8 protein-coding genes, 1 tRNA gene and 2 pseudogenes are annotated in these 15,158 nt (G+C 32.1%); 8 read left to right on the top strand and 3 right to left on the bottom strand.

Features of this window, described 5'->3' with window-relative positions:
* The first annotated feature begins 56 nt into the window (after positions 1–56).
* Positions 57–614 (top strand): ica operon transcriptional regulator IcaR, encoded by a 558-nt coding sequence (gene icaR, locus HMPREF2576_RS09880; RefSeq protein ID WP_002484503.1) that lies wholly within the window; start codon positions 57–59, stop codon positions 612–614.
* A gap of 761 nt (positions 615–1,375) precedes the next feature.
* Here the strand turns inward: icaR and HMPREF2576_RS09885 are convergent.
* A tRNA-Thr gene (locus HMPREF2576_RS09885) sits at positions 1,376–1,465 on the bottom strand.
* A 590-nt stretch (positions 1,466–2,055) separates the two neighbouring features.
* On the opposite strand from HMPREF2576_RS09885, the gene HMPREF2576_RS09890 reads away from it, so the two are divergent.
* Entirely contained in the window at positions 2,056–3,231 is a 1,176-nt protein-coding gene (locus tag HMPREF2576_RS09890; RefSeq protein WP_070856411.1) for an MFS transporter, read from the top strand.
* 99 nt (positions 3,232–3,330) lie between these two features.
* On the opposite strand, the gene HMPREF2576_RS09895 is transcribed toward HMPREF2576_RS09890, so the two are convergent.
* Both HMPREF2576_RS09895 and HMPREF2576_RS09900 read right to left on the bottom strand, forming a co-directional pair.
* Positions 3,331–4,866 carry a bifunctional metallophosphatase/5'-nucleotidase gene (locus HMPREF2576_RS09895; protein ID WP_070856409.1) on the bottom strand — a complete coding sequence of 512 codons (1,536 nt, stop codon included), beginning with the start codon at positions 4,864–4,866 and terminating at the stop codon, positions 3,331–3,333.
* A gap of 96 nt (positions 4,867–4,962) precedes the next feature.
* Positions 4,963–6,514: pseudogene (locus HMPREF2576_RS09900) on the bottom strand (Gldg family protein).
* A gap of 234 nt (positions 6,515–6,748) precedes the next feature.
* On the opposite strand from HMPREF2576_RS09900, the gene HMPREF2576_RS09905 reads away from it, so the two are divergent.
* From HMPREF2576_RS09905 to HMPREF2576_RS09930, 6 genes and pseudogenes are all read left to right on the top strand, one after another.
* Positions 6,749–7,705 (top strand): phosphate/phosphite/phosphonate ABC transporter substrate-binding protein, encoded by a 957-nt coding sequence (locus tag HMPREF2576_RS09905; protein WP_070856408.1) that lies wholly within the window; start codon positions 6,749–6,751, stop codon positions 7,703–7,705.
* 113 nt (positions 7,706–7,818) lie between these two features.
* Positions 7,819–8,592, top strand: a complete 774-nt coding sequence (gene phnC / locus HMPREF2576_RS09910) for a phosphonate ABC transporter ATP-binding protein (protein WP_002468921.1) — start codon at positions 7,819–7,821, stop codon at positions 8,590–8,592.
* A gap of 49 nt (positions 8,593–8,641) precedes the next feature.
* The gene (gene phnE, locus HMPREF2576_RS09915) at positions 8,642–9,394 is read left to right on the top strand and encodes a phosphonate ABC transporter, permease protein PhnE (RefSeq protein WP_161800868.1); all 753 of its coding nucleotides are present in this window, start codon (positions 8,642–8,644) and stop codon (positions 9,392–9,394) included.
* The gene (gene phnE, locus HMPREF2576_RS09920) at positions 9,391–10,206 is read left to right on the top strand and encodes a phosphonate ABC transporter, permease protein PhnE (protein ID WP_070856407.1); all 816 of its coding nucleotides are present in this window, start codon (positions 9,391–9,393) and stop codon (positions 10,204–10,206) included. Before phnE (HMPREF2576_RS09915) ends, phnE (HMPREF2576_RS09920) begins: the two co-directional genes overlap by 4 nt.
* A 275-nt stretch (positions 10,207–10,481) precedes the next feature.
* A complete protein-coding gene (locus HMPREF2576_RS09925) occupies positions 10,482–11,783 on the top strand; it encodes a hypothetical protein (protein WP_070856405.1) in 1,302 nt (433 codons plus the stop codon).
* A 422-nt stretch (positions 11,784–12,205) separates the two neighbouring features.
* Positions 12,206–15,158, top strand: a pseudogene (locus HMPREF2576_RS09930) (putative Ig domain-containing protein); the annotation flags it as partial.

The raw sequence follows: 15,158 nt of genomic DNA on the forward strand, positions 1-15,158 counted from the left end.
ACTTAATTTTTCTGTAATATATTTTTAGAAAATTGAATAAGGGGGAGATTTTAGAATTGAAAGATAAGATTATTGATAACGCAATAACCTTATTTTCCGAAAAGGGGTACGACGGTACTACACTTGATGATATTTCTAAAAGTGTAAATATAAAAAAGGCTAGTCTATATTATCATTACGATAATAAGGAAGAAATATATCGAAAAAGTGTTGAGAATTGTTTCAATTACTTTATAGATTTTTTGCTTAGGAACCATGACGATAATTATTCCATTGACGGACTTTACCAGTTTTTATTCAAATTTATATTCGACGTTGATGAGAGATATATTAAATTATATGTTCAATTATCTAGTGCTCCAGAAGCACTGAATTCAGAAATCAAACACCATCTTCAAGAAATTAATACTACCTTACATGATGAATTGATAAAGTATTATGATCCTACGCACATCGCTTTGAATAAAGAGGACTTTATAAACTTAATTCTTCTTTTTCTTGAGACTTGGTATTTTAGAGCCTCCTTTTCACAAAAATTCGGGGTTATTGAGGACAGTAAAAACCGTTTTAAAGACCAAGTATATTCACTGTTAAATGTATTTTTAAAAAAATAATTTTTGTAACTAGTATGTAACAAATTCGAGATTTCAAAAGGATTTGTATTACATATTTTTTTAGATTAAAAATGTAGTTGACAACAGTTATTTAAATTGAGATTATTTAGATGAAGTAATCAATTTTTAAGTTTTGCTAAATATTTTTTATGTACAAATACATTTATAATAAAATTATAAAAATAGTAAAACTCATTGTATACATGTTTTAAGGTCATAAATTGCAATGATCACCGTATAAATAACTGTTTAACATATGCAATGTTTGTTCTTTTGCGAATTTTAAAGGAATAATGATTGTTTTCTTTCATTATTGTTTGTATAAATAAAAGCATCTATTCTAATTAAGTATAGGTGCTTATTTTATATTTTGAAAACTTACTATAAACGCGAAATATTTATATTCTCATTCGTAAAACATTGGTAAGTGTTTTGTAATCAAAATGAAATTATGAATATTATGTGATTTATACATGAGAAATAAGATAATGTGACTATTACTTTTACGTGAAAAAGTAGTGAAATGAGGTACAGCGTAGTGTTACACAAATAACATGATGATGAAGAAATGTATCGTTGAAGTTCGATTAAATAAAAAAGAGAGTGGAACCAAATTTCATTGAATATACTATCTTGCTTTAATAGTAGTTAAAATGAAGGAAAAATGAAATAAATGTTATTTAGATTGAGATATTTAATGCATAAACGTTAAATGGCCTGAGACAATTTATCGTCTCAGGCCATTTTATCAATATTATTAGCGGAGGGAGAAGGATTTGAACCAACGCGAGCAAAAAGCTCCTACTAATCACGAATGATTAGCCTCTTAAACCAGACTTGAGTATCCCTCCAAAATTTCAACAATTAATATCATATTATATATCGAAGGTTTTGTAAAGTAACAGTTAGTTTTTCATTATAAACATGTAAAGCGTCTTCATTAAGTGACCTAAGAAAATATATACAATTTGGACTGTGATTATCATTCAATCAAAATTAATCACATACTACTACATTGTCCATACTACAATTAATTTTTAGGTAACTATTTTAATTTCTGATTACCAAATTACCTTCAAACATTAAAATGAACTTAAAGATAATTATTGTCGAGTTATTAAAAAAATCATTTAATTATGATCAAACAGAGAAAAGAAGACGTATTATAAGAGAGTTCGTCAAAAAATTGACATTATTTCATGAATATTCAATTTTATTTATCGAAATTAAATCAATTCAATCAGACATATTTAAACATATGCTTTATAGCAAGTCATCATAAATTGTCTTAATATTATTTCATGAAAATAAGATGAAAACTTATGAGATTAATATTTGAGGAAGATGAAAATTTGAAAACTTACTCTTCACATTGAGACGAATTTTTTATAATATATCACTCATATTGATTTTTTGATATTAAGAAAAGGAGGAAACGCTCATGAAAGATAATAAAATGTTGTTCATTATTTTTATGATAGGAACATTTACAGTAGGAATGGCTGAATATGTAGTGACAGGATTACTTACACAAATCTCTGACGATATGAAGGTTTCTATTTCGAGTGCAGGTTTATTAATTAGTGTTTATGCTATTAGTGTTGCATTGATAGGGCCTTTAATACGAATCATAACATTGAAAGTTCACGCCCACCGTCTGTTACCGATTTTAGTTGCGATTTTTATAATAAGTAATTTAGTGGGAATGTTAGCACCGAATTTTAATGTATTGTTATTATCAAGACTCATGTCTGCGGCAATGCATGCGCCATTCTTCGGTGTGTGTATGAGTGTTGCTGCGACAGTCGCGCCTCCTGCTAAAAAAACACAGGCCATTGCACTTGTTCAGGCAGGTTTAACTATTGCTGTAATGTTAGGTGTACCATTCGGATCATTTTTAGGTGGCTTTGCAAATTGGAGAGTTGTATTTGGATTCATGATTGTGTTGGCAATCATTATTATGTTAGGAATGATTAAATTTGTTCCAAATGTTTCTTTAAGTGCAGAAGCAAATATTAGCAAAGAATTAACAGTGTTTAAGAATCCACACATTTTAATTGTGATTGCCATTATTGTGTTTGGTTACTCTGGTGTGTTTACTACTTATACATTTATGGAGCCAATGATACGAGATTTTTCTCCATTTAAAATTGTAGGTTTAACTGTTTGTTTATTTATGTTTGGTCTAGGCGGTGTGATAGGGAATTTAATTACTGGTAATGTACCGGAAGATAAATTAACAAAAAATTTATACCTTACATTTCTTTTACTATTTGTAACAATCATACTATTTGTTACTGTTATTCAAAATTCAATATTAGCATTAATCATTTGCTTCTTATTCGGTTTTGGTACATTTGGTACAACCCCGTTACTTAATAGCAAAATTATCTTAAGTGCAAAAGAAGCACCACTTCTTGCAAGTACGTTAGCAGCTTCTATTTTCAATGTTGCTAATTTTCTTGGTGCAATCATTGGATCTATATTATTATCAATAGGGTTACCTTACATTCAAATTACTTTGATATCTGGTGGAATTATAGTGTTGGGTATGCTTCTTAATCTTGTTAATCAACTTTATGAAAAGAAACATATCACATTTAATGAATATTCATGATTATTAAAAAATCCTTATAGAAGTGTGGTGACGCCTCTATAAGGATTTTTCTTTATGCAATCAAACTTTTCATCGATGATATTTTAATAGAACTAGGGATTACTTAACAACATTGAAATCAATCACTTGTGGGATTTGAGATAAATCATTGTGAGATAAGTAATCTATTAACAATTGAGCACCTTCGATTTGAATATCTTTTATCACAGGTTTGTTAACGTACATATCATAATTCCCGCCACCAACAGCTCTATAATTATTTACGCATATTGTATATATTTGATCACTTTGTATTGGTGCATCATTAATTAGTAAATCACTAACACGTTCACCGTAAGGATGACTAACATGAATTGTATATTGGATGCCTGCAAATATGTCATAGTTGAAATGCTGAGGTTTAGGTTCTAGAAACTCTTTATTAACTGTGATTTTATGATTAACAATGTCAAAATAACTTGCGCTTCGTTCAATTGCAAGTTTAATATCTTTTCCACTAAGTTCAATCACTTTAAAAGTATTAGGAAAAGGATAATTATTGATGATATCACGCATGGTTACTTTCTCATCAAAGCCATTTGCGGAATCAAATAATGCTGTACATGCAATATCTGCACCACTTTTTTCTAATAAAATATAATTAAGAAGGTTAACAAATGCATGGGGTGATTTTCTTGCCTCAAATGAATTGTTTATTCTCATAGCGTAAGGGAGTTCTGCGATTTGAGTATCAAGCCAATCTTCCAATTGATTACGTAAAGAGACATCTTCGTCATTCGGCTTAAAGGAGGTATTGTTATGAACATTCATTAAGTTACATTCTTTAATTAATACTTTTTTATCATGTGTATATTCAATAACTATTTTTCCAACTTTTGTACCTTTTGAACCTGGTTGAATGATGGCTGTTTGGTTCTTGATTGTCGCAATATCACGATGCTGATGGCCGGTTATCAACACATCGATACTATCGCTAAACTGACTTAGTATATCATACCCTTCGTTTTCCCCAGTAAGCGCCTCAGTCGGGAGGCCACTATCTAAATCACGTTCAAAACCACCATGATAACTTACTACTACAATATCACTCTTTTCCCTAAGTGTAGGTAACTCAGATTTTAATGTGTGGATAGCACTGTTAAAAGTGAGTGTCTTAATGTAATCAGGTTGTTCCCAGTGAGGAATATACTGAGTGGTTAATCCAATAGTTCCTATAGTTAAATCATTTACTTTAAAATAATGAATACCTTGGCCAGTGAATGGCTGTGTATTTTCAATTATATTTGCACACAAAACTGGGTAATGAAGTTGATTGATGGCCTGTTTTAGATAAGGTAAATCATAATTAAATTCATGATTGCCAACAATTCCAAAATCAAACCCTAAACGATTATATATTGATGTTAATGGGAGACTACTCTTTAATTTAGATACTAAGTAGTTACATAATGGAGAACCTTGTAAGAAGTCCCCATTATCAATCTTTACACTGCCGTCATAGTGCACGCAGTCTTGTTCGATAAGATGATTAGCTTTTAACAAACCCATAGGTAAATCTTTTTCTCTTGATGAAAAATCTGTTGGGAATATAAAACCGTGAACATCACTAAGGATATAGAAAGCAATTTGAGACATTGAATTAACCTCCTCAAGTACGGGGAAGAGACATAGTTTTGTGATATATAAATTAAAAACAATGTCTCACTTTTCAACACTAAGTTATTATCGGTGTTAAAAATTTTCATTCATTTTTTGAGTTAATAGAATTTTTTTCTCTTGTTTAACACGAATATTAGCATCTTTAATTTCATCTGTCACTTTAGCTGTGAGTGTGAATGAAGCTTCACCCGCACCATTTGTTTTAATTGATTGGCCAGGACTATAGCCGGGAGTATTGAATTGGTTACGGTTAGAAGAAAAGCTACCGATTTGCTTACCTCCATCTTTATAAAGTCCAACTCTTACATCGTTAATTGTGCTATTAGGCTCATATTCCGTGAGTTTGATTGTAAATTGAAATGGATGATGCGGTTGGATATTTTGAGGTAAAGTTAATTCAACTTTGGCATTTTGATTTTGATGAGAAGAGCTTTTGTCATCTACTCCATCGTCAGCACCCTGTTGATTACTTACATAACTACCTTTTTTAAATGTTGAATGATCATACCATTTGTAACCCTCTATTGGATTAGTCCACGGTTCTTTTTGAGGTTCAATTGAATTCTCAGGTTGCTCAAAGTTAAGTAGCGGTGTTTTATTATCAAGTTTAATCCCCATATCTTTCATAGAAGATTGAGATTCTTTTTTGCCTAGCCATGTTGTTAAATTAATTAATAACTTTCCATTATCTTGTTCTTTAAAACCATCGTACGTTTTTTTAGGTTTCCCATTATCTTCACGAAGATATTTAGGTGAACGATCTTCTACGAGGGAGCTATCGCCAATAAATGCAGCTTTACCTTTGCCGATTTTTGAAATGGCTACATAAGGTCCTTCGTTGATGCCACCCCCATTGTAAATACCTTGATCAACTGCGTGAGGCCATTTTTGACTATGCGTTAAATGTTCCGGCATATAAATAATGCCTTTAGCTTTATTAGGATCAGTTATTGCTAATGTTGAACCTGCGTGCATCGAAACTGATTGTACACCTTTAGTAATACCAAAACTATCTTTGCTTGAAACGATATTTTGAGTATTGATATCTCCAAGTGCATTATATCTAAAGCGAACACCGAAGTTTTGTGAGAGCCAATCAGAACTCTTAACGTTATGCATAACGTTAAGAGTTCTTTTCTTCATTATTCATATCTTTAGTCATATTTTCGTATGCGCCACGTCGATAACCATTCATTGATTCTGAAGAATCAATACGATTTAAATTACGATCGGCATTATAGTGGTCTGAGATGAAAATGACGCTACCACCATTTTTAACAAAATTAATGATTGCTTTCTGCTCATTTTCTTTAAATGGATTGTTAGCTTCGGGAATAACTAATACATGCGCCTGCTGTAAAGATTGATCAGAAATGTTTGATTCTCCTTCTAGTTCTTTAACTTGGTAACCTTGCTTTCTCATTGAATCTGCATAATCTGAGAAAGCGCCATCAATCACCCAATCGGCAGCGCCCGCAGTTTGAGCATGAGAATTATCAAAAAGTACTGTTTGTTGTGTCTGATTTGTAGCAGTAGATTCTGTTGATGCAAATGTTGAGGGAATCACAGTCACAGAAAGAACAGATGTAACTAGTATAGAACTTAAAGTTTTAAATATTTTCATCTCTATGATTACTCCTTATGTAAAAGATGGAATTTTTAAAAAGTATAGTATAAAAATATAGCGTTTTGTGCTTGCTTAACAGTTTTTTTACAATTTCTTACGATTTATTATAAAAAAATTATAATTTTAATTAAAATTAAATACCCATCACTTATAAGATATGCTAATCTATAAATATAGTTTCAAAAATATACATATTACACCAATATTGATGTAAAGGGGACAGTAGGTAGAATGAAAAATCTTAAGTTTTTAGTGGTGCTTGTTTTATCGGTGGTTATTTTTGCAGCAGCCTGTGGGAATTCAAGTTCTTTGGATAATAATAAAAGTTCGGATAGTGGATCAGATTCAAAATCAAGTAGTTATACACCTAAAGAATTAACAGTACAATTTGTACCATCTCAAAACGCTGATACACTCGAAGCTAAGGCAAAACCGTTAGAAAAATTGTTGTCAGATAAATTAGGGATTCCGGTTAAAGTATCAGTTTCAACAAACTACAACACGATAGTTGAAGCGATGAAATCTAAGAAAGTGGATGTTGGTTTCTTGCCACCAACTGCATATACATTAGCACACGATCAAAAGGCAGCGGATTTATTATTAAAGGCAGAACGTTACGACGTTAATGAAGATGGGTCTCCAAGTAAAAAGTTAGTTGATGATTATAAGTCAGAAATCCTTGTTAAAAAGGACTCTGGTATTAATAGTCTCAAAGATTTAAAAGGTAAAAAAATAGCATTACAAGATGTAACTTCTACAGCAGGATATACATTCCCTCTAGTAACATTAAAAAAAGAAGCTGGTATTGATGCAACAAAAGATATGAAAATAGTCAATGTTAAAGGACACGACCAAGCAGTTATTTCATTGTTAAATGGAGATGTGGATGCAGCAGCTGTATTTAATGATGCACGTACAGTTGTGAAAAAAGATCAACCAAATGTATTTAAAGATACTAAAATATTAAAACTCACTAAACCAATTCCTAATGATACGATTTCAGTACGTCCTGATATGGATAAAAAATTCCAAGATAAATTGAAAAAAGCTTTTAAAGAAATTTCTAAAACTAAAAAAGGTCATAAAATCATTAGCGAGGTATATTCTCATGAAGGTTATGTTGATACTAAAGATTCAGACTTTGATATCGTTAGACAATATGAAAAAGCTGTTCATGATATGAAATAAAATAAATTGAATGAATTATAAAAAGAAAAGCTAAGGGATTAAACGTGAAGGTTTGTGGACCTCTTGCGGCTTGAGTCTCATAGCTTTTCTTTATAAAAGAAGGGTGTTTGTTGATGAGTCAAATCGAATTTAAGGATGTTAGTAAAGTGTATCCAAATGGCCATGTGGGATTAAAAGATATTAACTTAAATATAGAAAAAGGTGATTTTGCAGTTATTGTTGGACTGTCTGGAGCAGGTAAATCAACATTACTACGATCGGTTAATCGGCTACATGATATTTCCAAAGGTGATATTACTATCGAAGGTCAGTCAATAACTAAAGCACGTGGTAAAAAATTATTAGAAATGCGTCGAAGTATAGGTATGATTTTTCAACATTTTAACTTAGTTAAGCGTTCAACAGTTCTTAGAAATGTTTTGAGTGGCAGGGTAGGATACCATCCTACTTGGAAAATGATACTTGGTCTTTTTCCTAAAGAAGATAAAGTCAAGGCATTGGATGCTTTAGAACGTGTAAACATTTTAGATAAATATGACCAACGCTCTGACCAGTTGTCAGGTGGTCAACAACAACGTATATCAATAGCTAGAGCGTTATGTCAGGAACCAACCATTATATTAGCAGACGAACCAGTTGCTTCATTAGATCCATTAACTACAAAACAAGTGATGGATGACTTAAAGAAAATCAATGAAGAACTTGGTATTACTATTTTAATTAATTTACACTTTGTAGATTTGGCAAAGGAATACGGATCGAGAATAATTGGTTTAAGAGCGGGAGAGCTCGTTTATGATGGACCCGCGTCTGAGACAAATGACGAAGTATTTAATCATATATACGGTCGCTCTATTAAGAACGATGAAAAATTAGGGGTGGAATAAAGTGACGACACCAACAACGCATAAATATAATCGCTATTTAAATAAAAGGATGTCTCTTAAAACTAGCTTTTCAATTATTTTAATCACGGGTTTGATTATCTGGAGTTTTATTTATACTGGATTTAGCATTGGAGATTTAATGATAGGTCTGCCACAAATTGGCGTATTCTTCAAACAAATGATACCTCCAGATTGGGGTTATCTAGATCATATTACACAACCAATGCTAGACACGATTCGTATGGCAATTGTCGGTACTTTTCTAGGAAGTATTGTCTCCATTCCTATAGCGTTACTGTGTGCGAGTAATATTGTTCAAACAAAGTGGATTGCGATTCCATCACGTTTTGTCCTTAATATTGTACGCACAATACCTGATTTATTATTAGCTGCCGTATTTGTAGCCATATTTGGTATTGGACAAATTCCGGGTGTATTAGCACTTTTTGTTCTAACAATATGTATCATTGGTAAATTATTATATGAATCATTAGAAACAATTGATCCAGGACCTATGGAAGCTATGACAGCTGTAGGGGCTAATAAAGTGAAATGGATTGCATTTGGCGTTGTTCCTCAAGCAATTTCATCATTTATGTCATATGTGTTATTTGCCTTTGAAATTAACATTCGGGCATCAGCAGTTTTAGGTCTTGTTGGCGCAGGTGGTATTGGGTTGTTCTACGATCAAACGTTAGGATTGTTTCAATATAAAAAGACAGCAATGATTATCCTGTTCACTCTAATCATTGTAGTTATTATTGACTATGTGAGTTCGAAAGTGAGGGAAAAATTAGCATGAATACGTTGGATAGTAAATATGAATTAAAATCAAAAAAACATCGTCAGCGAATAATTAAAAATTGGGTTATAGTCACTGTAGTTGTAGCTGTAATTATATGGGCGTTTGCAGGGATTCCAGGTCTTGAACTTAAAAGTAAGTCTATTGAAATATTAAAGTCTATCTTTTACGGACTATTTCATCCAGATTTAAGTTACATATATATACCTGATGGTGAAGACTTACTTAGAGGTTTGCTGGAAACTTTTGCTATTGCAGTGATTGGCACGTTCATTGCTTCAATTATATGTATTCCTTTTGCATTTTTAGGAGCTAAAAATATGATGAAATTACGACCGGTTACGGGCATAAGTAAATTCATATTAAGCATTATACGTGTGTTTCCTGAAATTGTAATGGCGTTAATATTTATTAAAGCTGTTGGACCAGGTTCGTTTTCAGGTGTACTTGCACTGGGGATTCATTCAGTCGGCATGTTAGGGAAGCTTTTTGTTGAAGATATTGAAAGTTTAGATTTTAGCGCTGTAGAATCTTTAAAGGCGAGTGGAGCAAATAAAATGAAGACGTTAATGTTTGCTGTAATACCACAAATTTTACCATCGTTTATTTCACTTATTTTGTATCGATTTGAATTGAATTTACGTTCGGCCTCCATTTTAGGATTAATCGGCGCAGGTGGCATAGGTACACCATTAATTTTTGCTTTACAAACACGATCTTGGGACCGAGTTGGCATGATTCTAATTGGTTTGATTGCGATGGTCGCTTTAGTTGATTTAATATCTGGCGCGGTTCGTAAACGTATCGTTTAGTGCATTTATGGTGAAAGAATATGTTCGTTGTCTAAAGCATTAATTGTTTTCATTTATTGGAATAAAAATTTTAATTTAAGACATACGTCATATTCATCATTTTAATTTTCGGTAGGAATGTATTCATGTTATAATTCTAAAATATAATAAAATTATTTAGAAAAATATTTTTTTGATAGCGTATAATTATTTATAATAGAAATATAATAACATGTTCGTAATTGAAAATTGATCAAACACTTACATCACGAATTAGACAACTTGAGGTTTATATCATGAAACAATTTTTAAACATCACTCAACGTAAATTTATCGAATGGTTGATTATCTTATCCATTTTTATAGTTAGCATTCCTAATAAATGGACATTAATGATATCTATCGCTTTATCTCTATTACTTCTTAAAAGAGGGGCGCTAGGTATCGTTCAATTAATCATACTTTATATGCTCAGATCGCAAATATACACTCCCTATGATACACAAGAGATGGCGCATTACATAGTAAGTATGAAATATATCTTGATTTATGTAATTGGAGTATTTTTTCTATTTAAATATGTAAAACATTGGATAAGAAATGAAATGATATTAAGATTTATCAAGTCTACTATGATTCTTATGCTACTTTATATCATAATGAGTTTAGTCGTATCTAATGATCCGATAGAATCTATTCTTAAATTGCTTAACTTCTTTATACCGCTAATTTTGATTGTTATGTATGTTAGTTTAATAAAAAAGATAAAGAATCTCATTAACTGGATTAATCAATTTATCACGCTAGTGATTGCCTTTACTTTTTTATTTATAGTTATAGCGCCAAAATCATATTTAATTGATGAGGAATCACTTAGAAGTGTTTTCAAGGATGCACATTCATTCGCAGTTATTCTTGCTATGGGTCTAGTTCTATATATGGTAACAATAATCAAACAACAAGATTATGATGTATTCAATTTATTATTATTAAATATTGGAATGATAGAGCTCTATTTATCAAACTCTCGTCATATTTTCATATCTGTTATTTTATGTCTAATGCTTCTATTACCGTTATCTCACATAAAAAAGAGAATTAAACATCCCATAATTGGTGCTATGATACTAATGGCAATTGCTATAATAAATCAACCATATATTTATCATCTTTTTATTAAACTAATCTTAAAAGGGAAGAATAGCCAAGAGGTCTTTATGCCGAGTGATATGAATATTAAAGCTATTGATTATGCGCTAACTGAGCATCCTTTTTTAGGAAGCGGTTTTGGTATACCAATGATAAAAGCGAGTTCAGAAATACAATACTTTAATGTAGCAACGAGTAATATCATCTTCGGTATGATTATCTTTACTGGAATAATAGGACTTACTTTATGTACGATATACATGCTTCATATGGTACTTTTAGTTACTTTTCCAATGAGTATTACTATTTTATTATTTTTAATCACTATCTTTGTTAATATGGATTATATTATTTTATTTGATTCCGTGGGGCTAGGTATATTGTGTTATATATTTTGGGGAATATATTTAAAAGAAGGTATGTATCAATACAACAACGGACAATGGTAAATAACATTGTGTCTAAAGCAATTTATTAATCATTAATTTTAAAACTAACTTTATTTAAAGTTAGTTTTTTATTCGTTATCATACATAAATATACAAATAAGTTTTTAAGTTCCTTTGTAAATTATATTCATTTTGATTCGAATTTATATATATATAATTATTCAATAAGTAGATAAAGTTTAGTTGAATTCAATATAACAGTAACTTGAAATATAGATAAAAAACACTTATTAATATTAAATTAACCCTTTTGTTAACAGTTCGTTTTTGCACAATCGTTTAATATCTTTATATGTATAGTAATTTATTAAAACTAAGAAGTATTAGTTGCATTTTACATGTTCATAGTTATATACTTGTAAAAATGAATATTTTCAGTATAAAAGACTATGATTAATTAAGAAAACTATGGGGAGTTTATTATGACAAAGAAAGAAAAGGATTATAAAAAAAGTCTTGAGCAACAAAAAACACGGGTAAAAATATACAAGTCAGGAAAAAGCTGGGTAAAAGCAAGTATTAATGAAATAGAATTGTTAAAAACAATGGGGCTACCATTTTTAAGTAAAAACGAAATACAAGAAAATGTGACTGAAAAGACGAAAGGTCATAAATTAAAAAAAGTGCAGCTAAAACAACAGCCCTAGTTGGTGGAGCATTTACATTTAATATGTTGAATAATCATCAAGCATTTGCTGCCTCAGAAACACCAATCACCTCTGAAATTTCATCCAATAGTGAGACAGTAGCCAATCAAAATTCAACTACGATTAAGAACTCACAAAAAGAAACAGTCAATTCTACAAGTTTGGAATCTAACCATTCTAATAGTACAAATAAGCAAATGTCTTCAGAAGTTACAAATACAGATCAATCCAGTGAAAAAGCTGGAATTAGTCAACAAAGTAGTGAAACATCAAATCAATCATCTAAGTTAAATACATATGCCTCCACAGACCATGTAGAGAGTACAACTACTAACAATGATAATACTGCACAACAAGATCAAAATAAGTCTTCGAATGTAACCTCTAAGTCAACACAATCAAACACGTCATCCTCAGAAAAGAACATTAGCTCCAATTTAACCCAGTCAATCGAAACAAAAGCAACCGATTCATTAGCGACTAGTGAAGCACGTACTAGTACAAATCAAATATCTAATCTGACATCAACATCTACTTCGAATCAATCGAGTCCTACTTCCTTTGCAAATTTAAGAACATTTAGTAGATTTACTGTTTTGAATACGATGGCAGCACCGACAACAACGTCCACGACAACAACTTCAAGTCTGACATCTAATTCTGTTGTGGTGAACAAAGATAACTTTAATGAACATATGAATCTGTCTGGATCTGCGACGTATGATCCTAAAACAGGTATTGCTACCTTAACGCCAGACGCATATAGTCAAAAGGGTGCCATATCTTTAAACACTCGATTAGATTCAAACCGTAGCTTCCGTTTTACAGGTAAAGTTAACCTTGGTAATAGATATGAAGGTTATTCTCCTGATGGTGTAGCAGGTGGAGATGGCATTGGCTTTGCATTTTCACCAGGCCCTTTAGGACAGATAGGTAAAGAAGGGGCTGCCGTTGGAATAGGTGGTTTGAATAATGCCTTTGGTTTTAAATTGGATACGTATCATAACACATCAACTCCTAAATCTGATGCTAAAGCAAAAGCAGATCCACGTAATGTTGGTGGTGGTGGCGCTTTTGGTGCCTTCGTAAGTACAGATAGAAATGGTATGGCTACCACTGAGGAATCAACTGCGGCTAAATTAAATGTACAACCTACTGACAATTCATTCCAAGATTTTGTCATTGACTATAATGGTGACACAAAAGTGATGACAGTGACGTACGCTGGACAAACCTTTACGAGAAATCTTACAGATTGGATTAAAAACAGTGGTGGTACGACGTTTTCTCTATCTATGACTGCTTCAACTGGTGGCGCAAAAAACTTACAACAAGTTCAATTTGGAACATTCGAGTATACAGAATCAGCTGTTGCTAAAGTACGCTATGTAGATGCAAATACTGGTAAGGATATTATTCCACCTAAGACCATTGCAGGTGAAGTTGATGCGACTGTGAATATAGATAAACAATTAAACAACTTGAAAAATTCAGGTTACAGTTATGTTAGTACAGACGCTTTACAAAACCCCAATTATTCAGAAACGTCAGGTACACCTACACTTAAATTAACTAACTCAGGCCAAACGGTGATTTATAAATTTAAAGATGTTCAAGGTCCTCAAATTAGTGTTGATAGTCAAATTAGAGAAGTTGGAAAGACCATTAATCCAATTACAATTACTACAACTGACAATAGTAAAGACGTATTAACTACAACTGTGACAGGTCTACCTTCAGGGTTATCTTTTGATCAAACGACTAATACAATTACTGGCACGCCAAGTGAAGTAGGAACTACAACTGTGACAGTTAATACGACTGATGCTACTGGGAACGTAACATCTAAGCAATTTACAATAACGATTCAAGATACAATCAGCCCTGTTGTAAATGTGACGCCAAGTCAAGCATCAGAAGTTTTCACGCCGATTAATCCAATTACGATAACTGCTACAGATAATAGTGGCAAAGTGGTAACGCATACAGTAACAGGATTGCCACAAGGACTTAAATTTGATGCATCTACGAATTCAATAGTTGGAACTCCAACTCAAATAGGAACAAATACAATCACGATTGAGTCAACGGATGCGAGCGGAAATAAAACTACGACTAAAATTAATTATGAAGTAACGAGAAATAGCGCAAGTGACTCTACTTCCACTAGCATAGTAAATAGTGTTTCAACAAGTATAAGTAATAGTACATCGCTAAGTGATAGTGTAAAAGCGAGTCAATCATTATCAACAAGTAAGAGTCTCTCAGAGTCGTTAAGTGCGTCGACGTCGAATAGTACGTCAATCCAAGCGAGCGAATCAGCAAGCACAAGTAAACAATTATCAGAATCAGCGAGTACGTCGACATCTGATAGTGCATCAGAGTCAGCAAGAAAGAGTGAGTCAACGAGTAAAAGTACGTCATTAAGTGAATCGACAAGCACAAGCGTTTCAGATTCAGCAAGCGTGTCAACGTCAGAAAGTGCGTCAACATCAACAAGTGTGAGTGGCTCAACAAGTACAAGCATTTCAGACTCAACGAGCACATCGACGTCTGATAGCGCATCAATAAAAGCGAGCGAATCAGCAAGCACAAGTAAACTATTATCAGAATCAGTGAGTACGTCGACGTCTGATAGCGCATCAACGTCAACGAGCGTAAGTGACTCCAATAGCGCAAGTACGTCATTAAGTAAATCGACAAGCACAAGCGTTTCAGATTCAACAAG

Origin of the sequence: Staphylococcus sp. HMSC063F05 (genome assembly GCF_001837075.1) — a bacterium.
GTDB classification, from domain to species: domain Bacteria; phylum Bacillota; class Bacilli; order Staphylococcales; family Staphylococcaceae; genus Staphylococcus; species Staphylococcus epidermidis.

Coding starts and splice junctions, on each gene's coding strand:
- phnC (WP_002468921.1), top strand. CDS start 7,819: ATGAGTCAAATCGAATTTAAGGATGTTAGTAAAGTGTATCCAAATGGC.
- HMPREF2576_RS09890 (WP_070856411.1), top strand. CDS start 2,056: ATGAAAGATAATAAAATGTTGTTCATTATTTTTATGATAGGAACATTT.
- HMPREF2576_RS09925 (WP_070856405.1), top strand. CDS start 10,482: ATGAAACAATTTTTAAACATCACTCAACGTAAATTTATCGAATGGTTG.
- HMPREF2576_RS09905 (WP_070856408.1), top strand. CDS start 6,749: ATGAAAAATCTTAAGTTTTTAGTGGTGCTTGTTTTATCGGTGGTTATT.
- phnE (WP_161800868.1), top strand. CDS start 8,642: ATGTCTCTTAAAACTAGCTTTTCAATTATTTTAATCACGGGTTTGATT.
- phnE (WP_070856407.1), top strand. CDS start 9,391: ATGAATACGTTGGATAGTAAATATGAATTAAAATCAAAAAAACATCGT.
- HMPREF2576_RS09895 (WP_070856409.1), bottom strand. CDS start 4,866: ATGTCTCAAATTGCTTTCTATATCCTTAGTGATGTTCACGGTTTTATA.